Origin of the sequence: Psychrobacter sp. GW64-MNA-CIBAN-0177 (genome assembly GCF_040309585.1) — a bacterium.
Taxonomy (GTDB): domain Bacteria; phylum Pseudomonadota; class Gammaproteobacteria; order Pseudomonadales; family Moraxellaceae; genus Psychrobacter; species Psychrobacter okhotskensis.
This window is the reverse complement of record NZ_JBEOOY010000002.1, coordinates 283,148-304,437: the sequence shown is the minus strand read 5'-3', so window position 1 is coordinate 304,437 and position 21,290 is coordinate 283,148. Positions and strand designations below refer to the sequence as shown.

General features: G+C 43.4%; 17 protein-coding genes. 10 read left to right on the top strand and 7 right to left on the bottom strand.

The window, feature by feature from the left end; all coding sequences use genetic code 11:
- Window positions 1-77: 77 nt before the first annotated feature.
- Window positions 78-1,415 (top strand): phosphoribosylamine--glycine ligase, encoded by a 1,338-nt coding sequence (purD, locus tag AAEY79_RS02845; RefSeq protein WP_350588008.1) that lies wholly within the window; start codon window positions 78-80, stop codon window positions 1,413-1,415.
- 343 nt (window positions 1,416-1,758) lie between these two features.
- Window positions 1,759-3,153, top strand: a complete 1,395-nt coding sequence (locus AAEY79_RS02840) for an AarF/ABC1/UbiB kinase family protein (protein WP_173240278.1) — start codon at window positions 1,759-1,761, stop codon at window positions 3,151-3,153.
- A 171-nt stretch (window positions 3,154-3,324) separates the two neighbouring features.
- On the opposite strand, the gene AAEY79_RS02835 is transcribed toward AAEY79_RS02840, so the two are convergent.
- Window positions 3,325-3,972 (bottom strand): DUF938 domain-containing protein, encoded by a 648-nt coding sequence (locus AAEY79_RS02835; RefSeq protein ID WP_201578248.1) that lies wholly within the window; start codon window positions 3,970-3,972, stop codon window positions 3,325-3,327.
- 270 nt (window positions 3,973-4,242) lie between these two features.
- On the opposite strand from AAEY79_RS02835, the gene AAEY79_RS02830 reads away from it, so the two are divergent.
- Window positions 4,243-4,431, top strand: coding sequence for a DNA gyrase inhibitor YacG (locus AAEY79_RS02830; RefSeq protein ID WP_101211590.1), 189 nt, complete (start codon window positions 4,243-4,245; stop codon window positions 4,429-4,431).
- 49 nt (window positions 4,432-4,480) lie between these two features.
- Entirely contained in the window at window positions 4,481-5,662 is a 1,182-nt protein-coding gene (locus AAEY79_RS02825) for an aspartate aminotransferase family protein (RefSeq protein WP_025652064.1), read from the top strand.
- Window positions 5,663-5,779: 117 nt separating this feature from the next.
- Here the strand turns inward: AAEY79_RS02825 and AAEY79_RS02820 are convergent, their stop codons facing one another.
- The 6 genes from AAEY79_RS02820 to AAEY79_RS02795 all read right to left on the bottom strand — a co-directional run bounded on the left by AAEY79_RS02820 (window position 5,780) and on the right by AAEY79_RS02795 (window position 14,584).
- On the bottom strand, window positions 5,780-6,679 hold the full coding sequence (locus tag AAEY79_RS02820) for a LysR family transcriptional regulator (protein WP_025650795.1): 900 nt from the start codon (window positions 6,677-6,679) through the stop codon (window positions 5,780-5,782).
- A gap of 234 nt (window positions 6,680-6,913) precedes the next feature.
- A complete protein-coding gene (gene dnaX, locus AAEY79_RS02815) occupies window positions 6,914-8,827 on the bottom strand; it encodes a DNA polymerase III subunit gamma/tau (RefSeq protein WP_352287150.1) in 1,914 nt (637 codons plus the stop codon).
- Between the two features lie 102 nt (window positions 8,828-8,929).
- Complete coding sequence (locus AAEY79_RS02810) at window positions 8,930-10,195, bottom strand: hypothetical protein (RefSeq protein ID WP_201616166.1); 1,266 nt, start codon at window positions 10,193-10,195, stop codon at window positions 8,930-8,932.
- A gap of 219 nt (window positions 10,196-10,414) precedes the next feature.
- A complete protein-coding gene (gene lysS, locus AAEY79_RS02805) occupies window positions 10,415-11,953 on the bottom strand; it encodes a lysine--tRNA ligase (RefSeq protein ID WP_201616164.1) in 1,539 nt (512 codons plus the stop codon).
- A gap of 153 nt (window positions 11,954-12,106) precedes the next feature.
- Window positions 12,107-13,195, bottom strand: a complete 1,089-nt coding sequence (gene prfA / locus AAEY79_RS02800; protein ID WP_173240272.1) for a peptide chain release factor 1 — start codon at window positions 13,193-13,195, stop codon at window positions 12,107-12,109.
- 243 nt (window positions 13,196-13,438) lie between these two features.
- Window positions 13,439-14,584: a beta-ketoacyl-ACP synthase III gene (locus AAEY79_RS02795; protein WP_025650800.1), complete on the bottom strand. Its 1,146-nt coding sequence runs from the start codon at window positions 14,582-14,584 to the stop codon at window positions 13,439-13,441.
- A gap of 292 nt (window positions 14,585-14,876) precedes the next feature.
- Here AAEY79_RS02795 and pnuC point away from each other — a divergent pair, with 292 nt between their 5' ends.
- From pnuC to AAEY79_RS02765, 6 genes are all read left to right on the top strand, one after another.
- Complete coding sequence (gene pnuC / locus AAEY79_RS02790; RefSeq protein WP_025650801.1) at window positions 14,877-15,581, top strand: nicotinamide riboside transporter PnuC; 705 nt, start codon at window positions 14,877-14,879, stop codon at window positions 15,579-15,581.
- Window positions 15,532-16,116, top strand: coding sequence for an ATP-binding protein (locus tag AAEY79_RS02785; protein WP_352287145.1), 585 nt, complete (start codon window positions 15,532-15,534; stop codon window positions 16,114-16,116). Before pnuC ends, AAEY79_RS02785 begins: the two co-directional genes overlap by 50 nt.
- A gap of 63 nt (window positions 16,117-16,179) precedes the next feature.
- Entirely contained in the window at window positions 16,180-16,704 is a 525-nt protein-coding gene (locus AAEY79_RS02780) for a TIGR00645 family protein (protein ID WP_025650803.1), read from the top strand.
- Between the two features lie 178 nt (window positions 16,705-16,882).
- The gene (creD, locus tag AAEY79_RS02775) at window positions 16,883-18,568 is read left to right on the top strand and encodes a cell envelope integrity protein CreD (RefSeq protein ID WP_352287142.1); all 1,686 of its coding nucleotides are present in this window, start codon (window positions 16,883-16,885) and stop codon (window positions 18,566-18,568) included.
- Between the two features lie 651 nt (window positions 18,569-19,219).
- Window positions 19,220-20,131 (top strand): DMT family transporter, encoded by a 912-nt coding sequence (locus AAEY79_RS02770; RefSeq protein ID WP_352287139.1) that lies wholly within the window; start codon window positions 19,220-19,222, stop codon window positions 20,129-20,131.
- 645 nt (window positions 20,132-20,776) lie between these two features.
- Window positions 20,777-21,154: an MliC family protein gene (locus AAEY79_RS02765; RefSeq protein ID WP_352287136.1), complete on the top strand. Its 378-nt coding sequence runs from the start codon at window positions 20,777-20,779 to the stop codon at window positions 21,152-21,154.
- Window positions 21,155-21,290: the final 136 nt, after the last annotated feature.

The window sequence follows — 21,290 nt, the reverse complement described above, 5'->3', positions numbered from 1 at the left end:
TTTTGTTAGAATACGGCTATCTCTCAGAGTGTATGACTAACTCATTATTAACTTTAATGCTAAGGGCAAGACGTATGATGAATATTTTGGTGATTGGCTCAGGTGGTCGTGAACACGCGCTAGCATGGCAATGTGCAAAAGATAACAACGTCCAACACGTCTACGTCGCCCCAGGTAATGCTGGTACTGCCCTTGAACCCAAATGCCAAAACGTTGTTCTCGAGTCTACAGGTAGCGGAACTGATGAACACAATGCTGTCATTGAGTTTTGCCAAAACAACGCCATCGATATGGTCATCGTTGGACCAGAAGCCCCATTGGTGACGGGTATCATCGATGCCTGCCGTGCTGCTGGTATTAAGGCGTGGGGCCCAACGGCATATTGTGCGCAGTTAGAAGGCTCAAAAACCTTTGCCAAAGAATTTATGGCACAGAACAATATTCCGACGGCAGCTTATCAAGGGTTCACAGATACTGACGCTGCCAAAGCTTATATTGATGAGCAAGGCGCGCCCATTGTTATTAAAGCGGATGGTCTGGCTGCTGGTAAAGGCGTCATCGTCGCGGAGACTATCGAACAAGCATATGAAGCAATCGATGATATGCTGGCCGACAATAAGTTTGGCGATGCAGGCAGCCGTGTGGTGATCGAGCAGTTCTTGCAAGGGGAAGAAGCCAGCTTTATCTGTATGATTGATGGTGACAATATATTACCGATGGCGACTAGCCAAGATCATAAACGTGCTTTTGAAGGCGATACAGGTCCCAACACTGGCGGCATGGGTGCTTACTCTCCTGCGCCAGTTGTCACCCAAGATGTCCACGACAAGGTCATGGCACAAGTTATTCAACCAGTGGTCGATGCGATGAATGAGGCCGGTCATCCTTATACTGGATTTTTATATGCAGGACTCATGATTAATGACGCAGGTGACCCTTATGTCATCGAATTCAACTGCCGCTTCGGTGATCCAGAGACACAGCCAATTTTGATGCGCTTGCAATCGTCGATGGTAGATTTGGTCGCTCAAGGGCTGGCAGGCCAGTTACCAAGTGATGCTCAATGGGATACGCGCTCTGCCCTTGGTATCGTTGTTGCCTCAAAAGGCTATCCTGAAACTTCTTCGAAAGGTGATGTGATTGCTGGCTTGCCTGAGCTGGATGCTAACAATAATAGCGCAGTTAAGGTCTTTCACGCAGGCACGGCATTTTCGGATGATAACAATGCTAATGCGCACAACGTTAATGCAGAAATCATCACCAACGGCGGGCGAGTATTATGTGTGACGGCGTTAGCAGATAGTATTGCAGACGCTCAGCAAGCAGCACTGGCAGTGACAGGTGCGATTAGTTTTGATGGGGCACAGTATCGCCGCGATATTGGTCATCATGCCATTGCCCGCGAACAGGCGTAATTCATCATCAGCCATTTAGCAATATTGGATAATTCACTTATCTGGCACGTTTAAACCATCGTTGACGTTATGTATTGTATTGAGTGCCATGTTCTCTAAGTGAGTTATGATTCGACCTAGTACTATACTAGGTCGTATTTTTTGCTACCTTATTAGGGCGTATCATCATTTAGATTAATACGTTAGCTTACAAACTAACTGCTAGCGGTCGGCTAAGGCTTATAAACCCCTGCCCCTTTATATGATACAATTTTGTACCCGTTTGTACCTGCGCGTCGCATCTCTCTTGTATTGTCGGTTTCAAACCCGCACATCAATACCAACCGGATGAATGATTATATTTATGGCAAATGATACGTCTAAACCTTCTAATAATAAGCAATCAATTGACAATCTAAAAACCTCAGGGTTTGAACGTCGAATGTCGATTGCCAAAACTTCTCTAAACATTGGTCGTCGTTGGGCAGGTAACAGCGTGTCTGGTATGTTTTTGAATAAAGAAGCGCGCACGGCACGTAACCAAGCTTTTATGGAAGCGCAGGCAAATTATGTCGCAGAAGAGCTGGGCAAACTAAAAGGCTCCGTGGTCAAAATCGGTCAGATGCTGGCTATTTACGGTGAGCATGTATTGCCACCTGAGATAACGCGCGCACTACAAACACTCAATGATGATACCGCTACCCTGTCATGGCCAACCATCGAGCAGACCTTGCGTCAATTATTAGGCGATAGACTCAGCGAGCTCGACGTCGATACTATTCCGATCGGTACGGCTTCTCTCGCCCAAGTTCATCGCGCCACGGTATTAGCCACTGGTGAGCAAGTGGTGTTAAAAATTCAATATCCAGGGGTAGCAGATGCCATCAATTCTGATCTTGCCTTGTTTAAGCGTTTGCTAAAAGTCAGTAATATTGTCCCGCAAACGCGCTCGCTCGATGCATGGTTTGAAGAGATACGTGACCTACTTCATCATGAAGTCGATTATGAGGCAGAAGCTGCAACTACTGAGCGTTTTTATGAGCGGCTGATAGATGATCCGCGCTATGCTGTGCCCAAAATTAATCGCGCTTATTCAAGCAAACGCCTATTGTGTATGTCTTACGAGCCCGGCATTAGCGTCGTCTCGGAAGCACTGCAGCTTTTACCGCACGAACGTCGCAATGCCATTGGTCAGTCGGCAATAGAGATCATGATGCAAGAGATTTTTGTTTGGGGCGAGATGCAAACAGACCCAAATTTTGGTAATTATCTCGTTCGTGTCAGCGACAATGACCACGAGGTCGATAAGTTAGTATTATTGGATTTTGGGGCGATTCGTCAGTTTGATAATACTCTTTTGACAATTGCTCATGGCTTACTAAAAGCTGGCTACCGTCACGACCATCAGGCAATGATGCAAGCCATGACTGGTTATGATTTTTTTGACACGATGAGTGAAAAAGTTTGTTCCGATATCGCCTCTTTGTTCCTCTTGGCAACTGAGCCTTTTAGCGATCCAGCGACCAATCCTGATATTCCTACTGAGTGTTTGGATGAACAAAATCGCTATATCTGGGCAAATAGTAAACTACACTCACGCCTTTCCTCTGCTGCGACGCGCGCTATGCAGTCTTTTGAATTTAATCTGCCGCCAAAAGAATTTATGTTCATTAGCCGTAAGTTTATCGGCGCCTATACCCTTCTAACGGTTTTAGATGCTTATACGGATTCTAATAAACTTGTGAAGCCTTATCTGTAATATGAAATGAGTGTAATTTTTGAACTGCCTTTTAGGGGCAGTTTTTTGTTTTGCAATTTTATTTGCTTAGGCTATTTTATATGTAACAACTGTCTTATTTATACGGAAGCTAATCCTTATTAGGTTTATTTTTCGCTTAGGCTATTTTTTAATGTCCATTTCGCTAACTTGCTAATCATCAAACCTTGTTTTATAGCCTTTTGGCTTATGCATAGTCAACTCCCAACATGTTTCTCCACGCGCTAAGTACTTTACCTCAAAGTGGGTACGCTCGCTGTCTATCGGCACATGATAACGCTTGTTTGGTAAGCACCATACCGTGCAAGCTTGTTGCTCTGCAGTATCCATATACGCTTCGATATTCGTCGCTAATACTACCTCTCCTCCTACTTGTAGTCGCGATAATAAAAACTCAAAAAACGGCATATTCAGCCATTGCTGGTTGGGATTGTGCTGCTCTGGGTTAGGGTATAATATAAAAATTTTGGCGATACTACTGGCCGCGACGGCATGTACGATCCAGGCGATGGCATCCGCATGAATGGCGTTTAAGTTGGATAAATTCTGCTGTGTTGCAATCTTAGCAAAGGCTTCAAACTTATTACGGGTACGCTCAATGGCAATCAGTTGCTTATCAGGATTTTGTGTGGCAAAACTGAGCGCGTGCTTGCCCTTCCCGGCACCAATCTCTAACAATAAAGGGGCGTTGTCTTGGTTTTCGCTGATTATCTTTGGAACAATAAAGTCGCGCGGCGCTGACAGTTTGTGTGGTTGAAAGGCACGATTTTTCTGATGGGAAAGCGTTGCTTGTTGCGTCATAGTAGGATTTCGTCCTGTAAGCGATAGTCTTTAGTAGGCTATCAATTTGATTATTAAACTATTACTGATTTAGTTGTAATGTCTATTTTATAAAAACTCTGTTAAGCACTACAGCATATGCTTTAGGTGTATTCTTTATTCGCTTTGTTTAGGCTGGTTTGACATAGAAAGCTATTTGCCTTTTGTCATTCTTTAGCCTCATGCTATTATACCGACTCCCATTCGCTGAGCATACTTTTCCTACTACCTATGAGGATGACCTCACTTATTATGACTGATACTGCCAACACTGTGCCCAAAACTTACCCTTGTCCATGCTGCGGCACTCAGACCGCATGGCAAGACAATAAATATAAGCCTTTTTGTAGTGACCGCTGCAAGCTTATTGACTTAGGTGCTTGGGCCAACGAAGAGTACACCCTACCGGCCGAGTCGACTCCATTTTCGGATGAGCTATAATCAATCCGTCTAATCACTTTATAACGTTATCACCGCAAGGATATTTTGTATGTCAGCTACTTACCTGATGCCCACTTATAATCGTCAGCCGATCAGCTTTACTCGTGGTTCAGGCAGCTGGCTGTATACCAAAGATAATACGCCTTACTTAGATGCCCTGACGGGTATTGCTGTTTGTGGCTTGGGGCATTGCCACCCTCAAATCACCGATGCCATTCAACAACAAGCTGCTACCTTGGTGCATACGAGCAATTTATTCGGTATCGATTGGCAAGAGCGTGCTGGCGAAGTACTGTGTACGGCAGCTCAGATGGACAACGTGTTTTTTGCCAATAGTGGTGCTGAAGCAAATGAAGCTGCGTTAAAACTGGCGCGTTTATACGCTCATCAGCAAGGGTTTAAACGTCCAAAAGTCATCGTTATGGAGCAATCATTCCACGGTCGCACCTTATTGTCATTATCAGCAACAGCCAATCCAAAAGCGCGCGAAGGCTTTTATACCTTAGACGATGACTTTATCCGTGTCCCCTTTGGCAATATCGCAGCGATCAAGCAAGCCGCGCAAGAACATGATGATATTTGCGCTATCTTTGTAGAGCCTATTCAAGGCGAAGGCGGTCTCAATACTGCTCCCAATGGCTTTACTTATCTAGAAGAGCTGCAAGCAGAGTGTGATGCTCATAACTGGCTATTTATGCTAGATGAAGTACAAACTGGCAATGGCCGCACTGGCAAATATTTTGCGTATCAGCATAGCAGCGCGCGTCCTGATGTTTTGACGACAGCGAAAGGCTTAGGCAATGGCTTTCCAGTCGGTGCTTGTATGGTACGTGGCCGCGCCAACGGTTTGTTCGGTGCTGGTAGCCATGGCTCTACTTACGGTGGCACGCCCTTAGCCAGTCGTGTGGTGCACAGCGTCTACGAGGTATTGGCAAATAGCGATATTATGGATAATGCAGTGACGGAAGGTCAGTTCATTCGCGAATGCTTGGTCAATAGCTTAGGACAACATGGTGTCACCAGTCGCGGTGCTGGGATGATGATCGGTATTGCCTTACCTGAAGACATGGACTGTAGTCAGCTGGTCGATCGAGCCCGTGATGAACAAAAGCTGATTATCAATGTGACTGGTGGTCATGTGGTGCGCTTACTACCACCGCTTAACATGAGCCGTGATGAAAGCACGCAAGTGGCTGATCGTTTGATTGAGCTATTAAAGGTGTTGTTTTAATTTATTGATTTAATCAAACGCTAACACTAAAAAAGCCTATAGATAGTAGCTATCTATAGGCTTTTTGCTTTTTAACGCTTTAAAATACTTTCAAGTAAAGATCATTAAATGCTCGACTTAATTAGCATGAAAGTATTTTTTCAATACTTCTAAACAACGCGTAATTTTTGCAGGTTGCTGATCGCGGTTCAAAGTAACGGCATAGAGCACAAAACTCGGCAGCTGATAACCGGTCAAGACTTCCACCAATTCACCACTTTCGAGCTCTTTTTTAATATCCATTTCCATCATTCTAACCAAACCGTGCCCTTCTTTGGCTAAAGTCGTGGCCATAAAGACATTGTTGGTATAAATGCGCGAATTCATTTTTATACGTGATTTTTTACCTGTTTCGGTCTGAATCATATCAACCTGATTGGCGTCCTTCATGATTTCAATACAAATCAGCTGATGCTCGGCCAAATCTTTAGGCGTTTTCAATTTTACATGTTGGCGCAGATACTGTGGTGAGGCGACAAGCATTTGGCGTACATCCGTCAATGGATGACTGCTCAAATTAGAATCATTAATCGTTGGACTCATACGAATCGCAATATCGATACGCTCATCAATCATATCAATATAATGATTGTCTGCTAAGTAAGTAATACTTAGGTCATCATGTGCCGCCATCCAAGTCGACAAGGCCGGTAAAATATGGTTGACCCCAAGCTCGGGTGTCGTGGCCACACGTAAGCTACCAGCGAGCTCATCACGTAACTGATTGACCTTGATTCTACCTTGTTCGGCCGCGCTAACCACGTCTTTTGCCGCTTCATAAAAGCTCTCACCCGCTTCCGTTAAGCTGAGCTTACGAGTAGAGCGATGCAATAGCACCACGCCAAGCTCATTTTCTAACGAACGAATTTGTTGACTGACTGCACTGGTTGTGATGCCAAGCTCTCGAGCTGAACCACTAAAAGAGCCGTGTCCGACCACACTGGCGAACACGGCCATACCGCGTAAATTATCTAACATATACTCACCTAAGCCACTTTTCAGTTTTTAATATAACTTAACCATTATAAAGTATTTTATTTAATCTTACCGTTTTTAAATGTAGCTTACCTTATAAATAGATCCTATTTATCTGTTAATAAAAGCAAAAATATCAAGGTGATAAACGAACATCACCTTGATATTTTAATCATAACATTACATTTAATGATTATTTAATTGGTAAACAATGCCATTACTAAAATTTGCAACTTTTTAATATAACTGAACTTTGCCCATTTTTCCTTCGCCGCGCTCGGTCAGATATTTCATCACGGGTGTATCTAGCAATTTTGCCTCTGCAACCGTCTTCGCTTGGATCAAACGCTTTTGTTGGCGACGCTCAGGCGTTTTGTCTTCTGCTTGCATGACGCTACCATCGATTTGCAAGCCAATCTCTGCCTGTGTAAATTGCTGCTGTAGTTTTTCTGCCAGTTGCTGAAAGGTCATCTGCAAGTGCTTACTGTCGACACTGGTAACAAAGGTAGCTTTACCATTGCATAGACCAGTCATCATACCTTGACGGGCAAGTGCCAATTCATCTTGAGCCAAAACCTCCGCTTCACGAGCGGTTTGTAGCCAATAGTCCCACTTCTCTGGTGTCCACTCACCTACCAACTCTTGCGGTGGGCAACGCAGTAAAGTGCGTGGATCATCAGATTCAGATGTTAATTGAGAATCATTCGCCTCAGGCTCAACAACGGGTTCAGGCTCAACAACGGGTTCAGGCTCAACAACGGGTTCAGGCTCAACAACGGGTTCAGGCTCAACAACGGGTTCAGCGTTTGCGCTACTATCCAACACATCCAACGTGTGTGCTGATTCATGAGTTGGATCAACACTGAATTCATTACTGTCAAAACTAGCGTTTGGCTGCTCAATACTGACCTGCTCTTGATAGTCGATATCATAAGGCTGTAACGGCGGCATCGAAGCTGAATGGGTAATGGTCGCCTGCGTAGAAGATGTATTTTCTATGGCGGGTACTTCAGATGACACGGAGTCATCATAAGTAGGGTTTAGTATTTCGTCTATTGGTAATGGACGAAAGGCCAACAGACGTAAGATACACATCTCCAGCGCTTGCATCGGTGTACTGGCAAGTTTCACGCCTTCACGCGCTTGCACAACGATTTCGTAATAGAGCTGCAATACCTCAGGACTGATATGCTGTGCCAGCGCATTAATATCTTGGGCTTGCGCCTCATTGACATTGAGAGCGACTTCGGGCAGTAGCTGGGTCAATGCCAACTGATGTAATAGCTCTGCCAGCCCATCAAACATACTCGTCGCATCAACCATTTGCGCACGCATCTGCTCAATATGAGCGGCGACGGCAGATTTGTCATGATTATAGATATCAGTGATGAGCCGCACCAAGTCAGCGGCATCAATCAAACCGAGCATGGCATTGACCGTGACATCATCAAGCGCACCTTGGCCAAAAGCAATGGCTTGATCGGTTAGGGATAAAGCATCACGTACCGAACCTTTTGCTGCACTGGCCAATTGCCAAAGTGCAGGTTGGGTATAGCCTACTTGCTCTTGGGTAAGGACATTTGCCAAATGCTCACTCAGCAAGGTTTGCGGCAACGGGCGTAGAACAAACTGTAAACAGCGCGAGATAATAGTAATTGGCAATTTTTGCGGATCAGTGGTCGCGAGCAAGAACTTCACATGTTCAGGCGGCTCTTCCAAGGTTTTGAGTAGTGCATTGAAGCTATGCGTGGACAGCATATGCACCTCATCAATCAGGTAAACCTTGTAACGTCCTTGGCTTGGTGCATAAGGCACGTTATCTAGTAGCTCGCGGGTGTCTTCCACTTTGGTGCGAGAGGCCGCATCAATTTCGATCAGATCAATAAAACGACCTTGATCGATGGCAACGCAATTATCACACACACCGCAAGGCGTACTGGTCACCCCAGTATCACAATTCAGGCACTTGGATAATATACGGGCAATCGTCGTCTTACCGACACCGCGCGTACCCGTAAACAGATAGGCATGATGCAGACGATTGTAATCAATGGCATTTATCAATGCTTGCGAGACGTGCGTTTGCCCAATCAACTCATGGAAGTTTTTTGGGCGGTATTTGCGAGCTAAAACTTGATATTGCTGCGTCATAGTAACTGCCAATATAGTAACTGCCAATGTGAAAAGTACGAATATATAAAAAAGTACAAATATAGTTAAAGCATCAAATCAGCGATCTATAGTAAGGAAAGTCTATGACTGCGATCGCAACTCAGCCAACTGCTCGTATAAGCGCTGCGTGTTTGCATCGATAGCCGAGCCATTCTGATGAAAAGTGTCAATATACACCTCGGTATTAACGCTGTCCTCGCACGGTCTAACTTCTACGCCAATTAAAAACAAATCATCCATTACCGGCTGCTGCATTTGTGAATTAAGCTCAAACAATAAATCCTGATGCGATGCGCGAACTTTGTCTGCACTCAATGCACTATTTTCATCTTGTCCATAGAACACCATCAGATAATGGCGACCAAATACATGATAAGAATGCTCATGACGAACATAACCATTCCATCGTGAATTTTGATCAATCGTTCTATGTGCCAATATTTTTTCTATTAAACACGCATAGGTATACATCGACTCATCAACTAACACATCGACCTGCTCTTTTGGCAGTGGCGTCCCCGCCTCATAATACTGCTGAATCAAGCGATTAAAGAGCTTATACCACATGCGAGTATTCTTTTGAATCTCTAGCATCAACGCATTAGCAAAAGCAGTTTGGTCAGGTTCTGCAGCTTTAAGCAAGCGAGGTTCCACTTGGTCTATTAACTGGTGAGCAACCAACTGCTCTTGCACCTCAACGGCTCTTTGATGAAAATCAGGTGACTGTAAGAACTGGGCAAGTAACGTTGACTCGTCTTGAAACGTCTCAAAGCCAGCAAGCTTGCGGCGGTGAAAATCCAAATAAGCACTGAGATCACTTGGAGTCACCAACTGATTAAGAATGTCGACAAAGTTTTGATGGCTAAATACTTGTAAGACACTCTGCTCATCGTCCAAGTCCAGCACACAGTCTTCAGCAAAGAACTGACTGCCGTATTCGTAATTGACGGTATAGGGCTGCGACTCTGGGTTATCGCCTTCATGCTTGATGGCGAGTGACGTCAAACCAATAAAATAAATTGCCTTGTCCGATGCCGACGCGTTTACGTCAGCCAGTACCTTGTCATTTTTTAGATAAAGCTGGGCATGACGCTTGATTAATTGGTTGACAACTTCCTTTCTCCACTCACGCACCTGTGTACTATCAATCTCTTGCTGGTCAGCCTGTATCACCACATCATTAACGATAAGGTAAACCGTCGCACCAGAGAATTCACAAACAAAGTCATAACCCTGAAAGGCATGCTCGGGATGATTGCTATTGTCCTCTGATACATCATACAAAGATAAGAAGCTTTGCTGAATCATCTGCTGCCAAACTGAGAGCGGTGCGTGCTGAGTGTCCATAATATCCCTATAGATGAGTGCTCATAAATAACTGAGTGTCTGCCACCAACGTTGCAAAACTCGCTTTATACTCAGTTCAGTAACAGTGTGATAGCCAGTTCAATATAATTTAGATACAAGGAAGGCGAGTAAAGTACGACAAGTAGTAGACTAAGCGAGCCTGATACCCTATCTAAATTATATAGGAGTGACTATATTTCATAGTAAGTAGACTCTAGTCTAGTTGTCAAGCTTGCGACGCATATGTGGGAATAAAATCACATCACGAATGCTTGCTGAGTCCGTAAATAGCATCACTAAGCGATCAATACCAATGCCCTCGCCTGCTGTCGGTGGTAAGCCATAAGATAAAGCTTCGATATAGTCTTCATCAAAATGCATCGCTTCATCATCACCAGCGTCTTTTTCAGCGACTTGACCACGGAAACGTTCTGCCTGATCGGCAGGGTCATTCAGCTCACTAAAACCATTGGCCAATTCACGACCACCGATGAATAGCTCAAAGCGGTCAGTAATCTCAGGGTTATCATCGCTACGGCGTGCCAATGGCGACGTCTCTGCAGGATATTCAGTGATAAAGGTTGGCTGACGCAATTGATGCTCAGCGGTCTCTTCAAAGATAATCGTTTGCAATTTACCCACACCAAAGCCCTCTTTTACTTGCTGTTTAAGGGTGGTCGAGGCGTACTCTGCTAGATACTCACGGTCATTGATATGCGCCATGTCGAAGTTTTCGGCATATTTGGCAATCGCATCAGACATCGATAAACGCTCAAAAGGCGCTTTTAGGCTGATGGCTTCTTCTTGATAAGTAATCTCAGTCGTACCCAAGATATCCATCGCCAACTCATTAAATAAACGCTCGGTCAAATCCATCAAGTCATGATAATCCGCATACGCTTGATAAAACTCAATCATCGTAAATTCAGGATTGTGACGGGTTGAGACGCCTTCGTTACGGAAGCTACGGTTAATCTCGAATACTTTCTCAAAACCGCCAACCACCAAACGCTTCAAATAAAGCTCAGGCGCGATACGTAAATAAAGCGGCATATCCAAAGCATTGTGATGCGTCACAAACGGACGTGCAACGGCACCCCCTGGAATCGGGTGCATCATTGGCGTTTCAACTTCCATGAATCGCTCATTCAGCATGAATCTACGAATACCGCTGACAACCTGACTGCGAATCATAAAGGTATCGCGAGTTGTCTCATTGGTCATCAAATCAAGATGACGATTGCGATAACGGGCTTCCACATCTGCCAAACCATGGAATTTATTTGGCATTGGACGTAATGATTTGGTTAGTAGACTGATCTCTTCGATATGCACGTATAGATCGCCTTTACCTGAGCGACCGATATAGCCTGATACCCCAACGATATCGCCTAAATCTAGTGACTTAATACTCGCACGCGTCTCATCATCGAGCTCTTTACGTGCGACGTATAACTGAATACGACCTGTCATGTCTTGGATTACAATGAATGATCCACGGTTAAGCATGACTCGACCTGCCACATTGACCTGTACTTTTTTACCATTAGTAACGTCATCTTCGATTTCTTGCTTAGAGACACCGTCAAAGGCTGTTTGCAAATCTTGCGCATAATCGGTGCGTTTGAACGTATTTGGATACGGCTGTTTGCCTGAAGCAGTGATATCGTCTAGCTTGGCTTGTAGCTGGGCGATAAGTTCGTTAGCATCTTCTGGGGCTTGCTCTTGATTCTGATTTTTATTGTTGGAATTTGACATAACACTCTCAAAATTATTAGGTAATTAAAGGAACAAACGAAAACGGTGAATTGAATCTATACTTATTATCATCATAGTCAGCTGTAAAAAAACAGCTATAGACAAACAAACACTGTCAGGTGGACAGTGTCTCGCTTTTATAAACCAATGGCTTTAGTCCGCACCAATACTGGCCATCAAGTCCGCCTGATACTCGCGTAACAATGCATCAAGAATCTCATCCAAATCACCTTCCATAATGGCATCAAGCTTGTATAACGTTAGGTTAATACGATGATCGGTCATACGACCTTGCGGGAAGTTATAAGTGCGAATGCGCTCTGAGCGATCGCCACTACCGACCAAGTCACGACGGATGGTGTCTGCCGCATCAACCTGCGCTTGCACCTTGACTTGCTGGATTTTTGAGATCAGCATTTTCATCGCTTGCGCACGGTTTTTGTGTTGGCTACGTTCTTGTTGACACTCTACCACGGTACCGGTCGGAATGTGTGTTAAGCGTACAGCTGAATCCGTGGTGTTAACGTGCTGACCACCGGCACCGCTTGAGCGAAAGGTGTCAAAACGAATGTCTGCTGGATTTAAATCAACGGTGTCATCAATCTCAACTTCCGGCATAACTGCAACGGTACAGGCTGAGGTATGCACGCGACCTTGACTTTCCGTTTCAGGAACACGCTGCACACGGTGTACACCAGACTCAAACTTTAGACGACCATAGACGCTGTTGCCGGACACACGAGTAATGATTTCTTTATAGCCGCCATGCTCGCCTTCATTGGCTGATAGCACTTCCATTGTCCAGCCTTGAGTCTGCGCGTACTTTTGATACATACGAAACAAATCACCGGAGAAAATCGCCGCTTCATCACCACCTGTCCCAGCACGAATCTCTAAGAAAGCTGGCACTTTATCATTGGGATCTTTTGGCAACATCATGACGTTGAGCGCTTCTTCCATCTCGACGATGGTATCACGTGCGCTGTCAATCTCTTCTTGCATCATCTCTTTCATGTCAGGATCTGTCGCATCGGCTAGCATAGTCTCAGCATCGGCCTGATCCGTCTCTGCACGCACATAGTTCTGCCATAAAGTAGTGATATCCATCAAGTCGCTGTGCTCGACAGACAATTCACGGAATTTATTATTATCGCTGATGACACTGGGGTCTGATAATAAGGCGGTGACCTCTTCATAACGGTCTACCATCTGGTCTAAACGCAGGCGTAAGGATTCTTTCATAAAAGGACTTTTAATTGGATAAGAGGAATAAGACCGTGATTATAGCAAATTTTTTGGGGTAAATTAAAACCTCTAGGCATTCTTGTCGATATATGGACAAACTTTTCTGCTACTTGTGTCATATCGACACTTTTTTCTGATGATTTGAATACAGCATAAGCTTTGCTTAAAATTTAAGTAAAAAAAATAGCCAAGAATATTCTTGGCTATTTAAACAATAATTAAGACTTAAGGCTTAAAAAATCAGACCTTACGAACCAGTACCGACCCAATAGAGTAACCAGCACCAAACGAGCAAATCACACCTAAATCACCAGATTTTAGCGCGTCTTTATAACGATGAAAGACAATCATCGGACTGGCAGAGCTGGTATTGGCAAATTCTGCGATAACACTTGGCACAATCGCCTTATCGGCATCACGTCCAACAACGGTGCGCAAGATTAAATCTAGCATGTTGGCATTGGCTTGGTGTAACCACATCATTTTTACATCACTGGCTTGCATTTCGTTCTCATGCAAATGCTCGGTGATGATCTCTGATACCTTTGGACAAACTTCACGGAATACTTTGCGGCCGTTTTGTAAAAACAGTTTATCAGTAACCGGCTCTTTGATATCTGGATACATCTCAGTCTGCGCCGCCAAAAACTCTGAGCGATCCATAAAACCATATTCGTTTTTGATATTGGTTGAAAATTCGGTAAACAACTTCGAGTTGATGATCTCATAACCTTTTGGCGTCTCAAGCTCTTCAACGATAGAAGCGGTTGCCACATCACCAAAGATAAAGTGGCTATCACGATTGCGCCAGTTAAGATGCGCTGAAGTAATCTCAACGTTGACCACCGCAATGCGCTTGGCAAGCCCAGAGACGATAGAGCCATGCGCTTGCGATAAGCCAAAAGTCGCGGCACTACAAGCGACGTTCATATCATAAGCAAATCCGCCAATCATGCCGATTTCTTTTTGAATCTCGATAGCGACTGCTGGATAGGTACGTTGGAAGTTTGAACAGGCAAGGATGATACCGTCTAAATCATTGGCCTCAAGTCCAGCATCAGCAAGGGCATCTTTGAGCGCCGCAGCACCCATCTCAGCCATAATTGACAGCTCTTCGCCTAAATGACGATAAGGAATCACGGGTGCCATGATTTCTGGGTTTAAGATACCGTCTTTTTCCATGACATAACGAGATTTGATGCCAGAGACTTTTTCGATAAAAGCGGCCGATGAGGGCTCAAGTGCAGTCACCGTGCCTGCTGCTATGTCATCAGCATGCTTTGCATTATAATTATCAACATACTGGTTAAAAGACGCCACCAGCTCTTCGTTGCTGATGCTATAAGGGGGAATATATAGGCCGGTGCCTGTGATACAAGTCGTCATGATAAGCTTCCTTGTCTACTACTATAGGGCTTGGAATAAGCATAAAAATGGAGAAAATAACAATCGTTCATTTTCAGTGAATAACTGTAAACTTAAAATCAGTGCCTTTATTATGCCTGAATATTTTAATTTTTCTAATACTTTGTTACAAATAATCCGTTTCTTGCTAAGATTTAACAAAAACTGTCTTTATTTCGAGTCAGTTACTTAAGACAGCTACGCTATAATCAATGGCACATACTCTCGTAAAATCCATGACAGATACTTATAAAAGCTCATATTTGGAATATTAATGGTTGAACTTCTTAACTGGTTATTTGGGCAATATGCCGATTACCCTACCGTATTTATAGCGCTCGAATTAATCGCGGTCATCTTTGGCGTGGCCAGTGTGTTACTTGCCAGCAAAACCAATATCCTTGTCTTTCCCATCGGGCTGGTCAGCACTGCCATTTTTGTCTATCTACTGTGGAAATGGCAGCTATTCGGTGACATGTTTATCAATGCCTATTATACGGTTATGAGTCTATATGGCTGGATTAATTGGTCAAAGAATAAAAAATCTCACCATAGTGAGGTTCAGCAAGTAGACAATGTCCAAATAGAACATCTACATTCCGATGACATTCCTACTCTATCAGCCTTAGCAGCAGGCACGATCGCTTTCGTTGCCTTGGTTTATTACTTCCGACCAGTGATTAATAATGGGTTTAGTTTCGATGGTGCTGTACTTGGAGTGCACTTATTTACTTGGGTGGACTATACCGATATGCTGACCACCGCGCTGTTTTTGATGGCGATGTGGCTGATGGCACGGCGCAAAATTGAGCATTGGCTACTGTGGATCGTCGCCGATGCTATTTCTGTGCCGCTGTACTTTTACAAAGGATTGACCTTCACCGCACTACAATACGTAGTCTTCACACTTATCGCAATTTGGGCTTACTATGAATGGCAACGACGTTACCGCTTGCAACCTAAAGCAGCATACGCCTAAATCGGTCATCAATGTCGCTATCCTAGGGGCAGAGAGCACTGGTAAGACCACACTATGTCGCGACTTGGCAGCGCATTTTGGCTGCCCTTGGGTAGCAGAATACATGCGCACCTATCTACAAGCGAAATGGGATAAGGAGCAACTGACCTGTACTTGGGACGACTTACTACCCATTGCGCAGGGTCAAATAAAACTAGAAAATGAACTCGCTGAACAAGCCGCTCAAATGCCGGATAGAGCGCGCTACTTATTCTGTGATACCAGTCTATTTGAGCTGATGGTTTACGCCAATTGGTATTATGGCGACTGCCCTAAAGCGCTCATCAATGCGGCGTTAATACATCATTATGACTTGATTTTATTAACCGAAGTTGATATCCCGTGGGTCGCTGATGATTTGCGCGATAGCCCGCATCAGCGCGACGAAATCAGTGCTTATTTTGAAAGTCAGCTGACTCGTCACCAAAAGCCGTTTCATCGCATAGGTGGTGCTAGAGACGAGCGCGTACAACAAGTGCTCAAATGGCTTTCTTAAATCCATCCTATCCCACGTTATAAATAAATGACCTACAACCTTTAGGAATATTAAGAGATGTCGATGCTAAAAAACCTTGAACCTTACCTAGAAAAAACCATCTTTAACAGCCGCTGGATATTGGCACCTTTTTATTTAGGGCTGATCTTAGGGGTTATCTTATTATTTATAAAATTCATTCAAAAAACAATCATGATGTTTAATACTGTATTTAGCGCTTCTGTATCAGACGTCATTGTTAATATATTAGTGTTAGTCGACCTCTCTTTAGTAGCCAGTTTATTATTAATTATCATATTCAGTGGCTATGAAATATTTGTCTCAAAAATTGACACTGGTGATCACGTTGATCGACCTAGTTGGATGGGCAAAGTAGATTTTTCTGGTCTAAAACTAAAAGTCATTGGTGCCATTGTCGCTATTTCTGCAATCGATCTTTTAAAATCATTTATGGACATTCCTAATGAATTGAGTGATGGTGAAGCGGACAAACTCATGTGGAAAGTCATCATTCATATGACTTTCGTAGTGTCTGGCTTATTGTTTGCTGTTATGGATAAAGTGGTTGGTGATACTAAAAAACACTGATGCCAGAAAGCACTGATATCAGAAAATACTGATATCAGAAAACACTAAGGCTTATTTTTTCCACACACTCTCCATCGTTCTTACATATTTTTTCTTTATCTCTCCTCTATGATCTTCTTTGAACCTACTGACTGTTATATGCACAGTTTTGGAATAAAGATTCATATGAGGCACTCTTATGCAAAAAACACTATTCACCAAATTGACTATCATCGTGGGGCTCTGCATTATTTTTGTCGTCGGGCTCATGATGTTTCGCACTGTCATCGCTGAACGACAATATTATGCACAATCAGTGGTGAAGGAAATCGCCCAGCAGCACGTCAATCCGCAAGAAGTCATTACCCCTTTCATCATTATTCCAACCACTATAACGCCAGAATGCTCAATAATAGGCGATACCGATGCCGCTAAATGCAAATCCGCTTATTCATCGACGCTAACGGTCTTTGCTAATAAAACTAGCGCCACTCAAGACCTTGAAGTCAGTACGGACACCTATCGACGAGGGATTTATCATGCCACTAGCTATAACGGCGCGTTAAAATTCGATCAAAGTTATACCATAAATCAAACCCTACAACGCTTAATAGCAGATAACCAGTCGGTGAGTAACGACTCAAAAACCCTTAGCACAGCTAACAATAGTACCAATGGCAATGGCAACACAAAAACAGAGAAGACTGATATACACTGGAATGACGCTAAGTTGATTATTCCCGTTTCTGATTTGCGCGGCGTGGCAACCTTACCAACAGTAACGATCGACAAGCAAGCCATCAGGGCAACCTATCCGCAGAGCGCCATGCTAAATGGCTTAAGCTATGTTGAAGTATCGTTGCCCAACGATGTTTTGAATCGATTAACTACAACGAGCGCAAGCCAGCAAGAAAAAACAAACCTTGTGGCTGAAAATCTGAATAGCGAAACACTCAATACGCAAAGTCCTAACATACAAACGCCTATCAGCCAAAACCCAAACCATCAAGACTTAGACAGTCAGCAATCAGATAATAGTCGTCATCAAGCGCTCGATATTGTGGTGGACTTGCCTCTTTCAGGTATTAGCACCTTAAATACCGTGCCAACGGGGCAAAACTTTGAGCTATCTATGCGCAGCAATTGGCATGCTCCAAATTTTATTGGCAAAGCCTTGCCCAATGCTAAAACATTCACCTCAAAAGGCTTTGAGGCCAAATGGCAAAATCAATATCTAACGGTCGCTAACAATCAAAATTTATCAAAGTGTGTCAGCACTGCCAATAACCAATGTATGGTAGCCAGTAGCGCCGTGCTCGATAGCGCTGACCAAGATGATGAGGCTATCACAGCAATAGAAGGCATTGTCACAGCAGAGGGTAATATCGTGTCCAATAGCGACCGAGATGTGCGCTTAAGTAGCTTTGGAGTGAGTTTCGCGGAGCCAAATGACGTGTACTTACAAACAGAGCGCACGATGAAGTACGCACTGCTATTAATTTTGGTGTCGTTCGGTACATTTTTCTTATTTGAGGTGATCAAATCCAGCCGTATTCACCCTATCCAATACTTATTGGTCGGTTGTGCACTGCTGTGCTTTTACGTCTTGTTGCTACCGCTGGCCGAGCAAATCGTCTTTTGGCAAGCCTATGCAGTTGCTGCAAGCGCCTGTGTCGGATTGATTGGTTGGTACACTTATTATGTATTAGATGGTATCAAGCGAGCGGGCATATTTACCGCTATATTGGGAAGTCTGTATGCCGCCTTTTATGGTATTTTGACCACAGAAGACCTAAACCTGTTATTGGGTGCTATCTTCTGCTTTGTATTGCTAGCCTGCGTGATGGTCATGACCCGTAAAATCGACTGGTATAAGATTGCTTAATATAGGGTCTGTTGAACATTCAGATATTAGGACTGCTGATCCCTAAAGTTGCCCCAAACCTTTTATCAAATCAGGCGTAAACCGACGATAATGTCGAGACCTTAGCTAGGTTTACAACAACGTTTGGGGTGATTTTAGTATCAGCCTTTCAGGGCAGGGCTACTTTTTGCCAATACATGGCGAAATTATCTAACCTAGAATGACTAGGCGTCAAAAATTTCACTGCGTATTGTCTAAAAAATAGCCACTGCCAGTGCCACACTTGAATGTTCAATAGACCCTAGTCGATACTAAATAAAATAGACACACAACATTATGATGCGTGACTGCTACAAATTTTTCTTGCTTGCTGTACCTACCCAGACAGAGGCTATAACAAGTTTATATCAGTCACGCTGTATCTTTTTTATATTCACCTGATTAGAGTCGGTTCACTATAAGCTCATCTTTCATCGTCATTTTTCAATCGAATCTATTTATAGGGTATGTTTACATTTAATTTGTCAGTCAGGTTTTTCGGTATTGCACTATACTATCGTCATTACGATATAGGGCTAAAGCGATAAGCCGTAGTCATTGTCGTTATTATTATCGTTGTCATTACGACTGCCATTTATTCAAAAAGCCAATTTAACGACTGTAGGGATTATTTTGAAAGCCACGTTATATACGATTATTGCTTTAATAGCATTTGCCGCAAACTCTCTTTTTTGTAGAATGGCGTTAGCAGAAGGTTATATAGATGCATGGAACTTCACCATCATTCGCCTGCTCAGCGGCGCGCTCTGTCTGAGCATTATTATGGGCGTTTATAGCTATAATTTACGACGCAACGAGGCAACTCTTAAGCATCCCACTAGCGAGGCCATTTTAAGCGACAGAGGTAGCTGGCTCAGTAGTATAAGTTTGGTGGTTTATGCACTTTGCTTTTCAATCGCCTATGTTGAGCTTGATACCGGAACTGGCGCACTGATTCTATTCTCAGCGGTTCAGCTCACCATGATTGGCTGGGGGATATATAAAAAAGAGCAATTAAGTGCCTTACAATGGCTGGCTTTTATAGTGGCAGTGGCAGGATTTGTCTATCTCATGTTGCCATCAGCGGCTGTGCCGTCAGTATTGGCAGCGACATTGATGGCCATCAGTGGCGTGGCATGGGGGATATATAGTATACGCGGTAAAGCGTGCGTGTCACCGATACGAGCGACGGGCTTTAACTTTCTCAGGAGCCTATTTGCGATTCCGCTACTACTCATCATGAGCATGGTTTATTTAAAAAACATATCGTTAGCAACGATCAGTATCGAGGGCATCTTATTGGCTTGCGCATCGGGCGCAATTGCTTCTGGCATGGGCTACAGCGTTTGGTATATGGCAATGCCCTTACTGAAAAGTACGCAGGCGGCAGTAGTACAACTCTGCGTACCGGTATTGGCTGCCATGCTTGGTGTGGTATTTTTATCGGAGCAACTGACCATAAACTTTATCATAGCAAGCACGGTCATTTTGGGTGCGGTTTTAATATTTATTTTAAATAAAAAAACGCCAAAGACGTTAAGTTAGATCATAAAAAATTTCGACCTGTTTTAGGGTCTGTTGAACATTCAAATATTAGGACTGCTGATTGCTAAAATCGTCCCAAACCTTTTATCAAATCAGGCGTAAGCCGACGATAATGTCGAGATCTTAGCTAGGTTTACAACAACGTTTGGGGTGATTTTAGCATCAGCCTTTAAGGGCAAGGCTATTTTTTGCCAATACATGGCGAAATTATCTAACCTAGAATGACTAGGCGTCAAAAATTTCACTGCGTATTGTCTAAAAAATAGCCACTGCCAGTGCCACATTTGAATGTTCAACAAACCCTAATTTACTAGGGCGTGTCCTCAATTCAATTGATAATATCTAAACGGACTAAAAATGGCTAAATTTTGCCAAACATCGTTAAATAGCTGGTTAATATCCCGATATTATCTGCGCTATTTTCCTTGTTTGACTGCAATTTATCTCATTTTTATCACCATTTTTAAAATGAGGACACGCCCTAAAGACTATTTGTTTTTATGAAAAATAAATAGTCCCATTATTTGTAATAAAGAAAGTAAACGTTACGCTATAAACTCGAACCACAACACGAAATAACAAAGTTTACTGTATGATATTGCTTTGTGAAATTACAAACAATCATTAACAATATTAAGGAATATTATGAAAAAACTATTAGCTGTTGCGCCTTTTGCTGTACTTCTAGCGGCCTGTGCCACTAACGCTCCAACAACAACTACAACCACAGCAAGTGGCAGTGCAAGCAACCAAGTTCAGACATTAACGTGCGAAGACAACGGCAAAGTGACAGCCGCCTATACCGCAAATGGTCAAATTGCTAACTTAAACGTCTCGCTACCTAAAGTCGGCTTAAACAATGCAAAAATATCGTTAAAGCAAGTGGTATCAGGTTCTGGTGCTCGTTATGTAAATGACACCAACCCTAAAACGACATTCGATTGGCACACCAAGGCTGATTATGGCATTATGACCATCAGCTCAGATAACGGACAGCAGTACAGCGTAAACTGTCAAGTATAATCAATAATAATAAAATGACTGACAGTATGTAATACTCGTTAAAAACAAAAATGCCAGTAGCGCCCATAACTTACGCTACTGGCATTTTTTATGAGCGTCTATTGTGCAATATAGTCGATTCAATTTAAAAGCATTA

Excerpts from the sequence above, each read along its gene's own strand:
- purD (WP_350588008.1), top strand. The coding sequence starts at position 78 with ATGAATATTTTGGTGATTGGCTCAGGTGGTCGTGAACACGCGCTAGCA.
- AAEY79_RS02840 (WP_173240278.1), top strand. The coding sequence starts at position 1,759 with ATGGCAAATGATACGTCTAAACCTTCTAATAATAAGCAATCAATTGAC.
- AAEY79_RS02835 (WP_201578248.1), bottom strand. The coding sequence starts at position 3,972 with ATGACGCAACAAGCAACGCTTTCCCATCAGAAAAATCGTGCCTTTCAA.
- AAEY79_RS02830 (WP_101211590.1), top strand. The coding sequence starts at position 4,243 with ATGACTGATACTGCCAACACTGTGCCCAAAACTTACCCTTGTCCATGC.
- AAEY79_RS02825 (WP_025652064.1), top strand. The coding sequence starts at position 4,481 with ATGTCAGCTACTTACCTGATGCCCACTTATAATCGTCAGCCGATCAGC.
- AAEY79_RS02820 (WP_025650795.1), bottom strand. The coding sequence starts at position 6,679 with ATGTTAGATAATTTACGCGGTATGGCCGTGTTCGCCAGTGTGGTCGGA.
- dnaX (WP_352287150.1), bottom strand. The coding sequence starts at position 8,827 with ATGACGCAGCAATATCAAGTTTTAGCTCGCAAATACCGCCCAAAAAAC.
- AAEY79_RS02810 (WP_201616166.1), bottom strand. The coding sequence starts at position 10,195 with ATGGACACTCAGCACGCACCGCTCTCAGTTTGGCAGCAGATGATTCAG.
- lysS (WP_201616164.1), bottom strand. The coding sequence starts at position 11,953 with ATGTCAAATTCCAACAATAAAAATCAGAATCAAGAGCAAGCCCCAGAA.
- prfA (WP_173240272.1), bottom strand. The coding sequence starts at position 13,195 with ATGAAAGAATCCTTACGCCTGCGTTTAGACCAGATGGTAGACCGTTAT.
- AAEY79_RS02795 (WP_025650800.1), bottom strand. The coding sequence starts at position 14,584 with ATGACGACTTGTATCACAGGCACCGGCCTATATATTCCCCCTTATAGC.
- pnuC (WP_025650801.1), top strand. The coding sequence starts at position 14,877 with ATGGTTGAACTTCTTAACTGGTTATTTGGGCAATATGCCGATTACCCT.
- AAEY79_RS02785 (WP_352287145.1), top strand. The coding sequence starts at position 15,532 with ATGAATGGCAACGACGTTACCGCTTGCAACCTAAAGCAGCATACGCCT.
- AAEY79_RS02780 (WP_025650803.1), top strand. The coding sequence starts at position 16,180 with ATGCTAAAAAACCTTGAACCTTACCTAGAAAAAACCATCTTTAACAGC.
- creD (WP_352287142.1), top strand. The coding sequence starts at position 16,883 with ATGCAAAAAACACTATTCACCAAATTGACTATCATCGTGGGGCTCTGC.
- AAEY79_RS02765 (WP_352287136.1), top strand. The coding sequence starts at position 20,777 with ATGAAAAAACTATTAGCTGTTGCGCCTTTTGCTGTACTTCTAGCGGCC.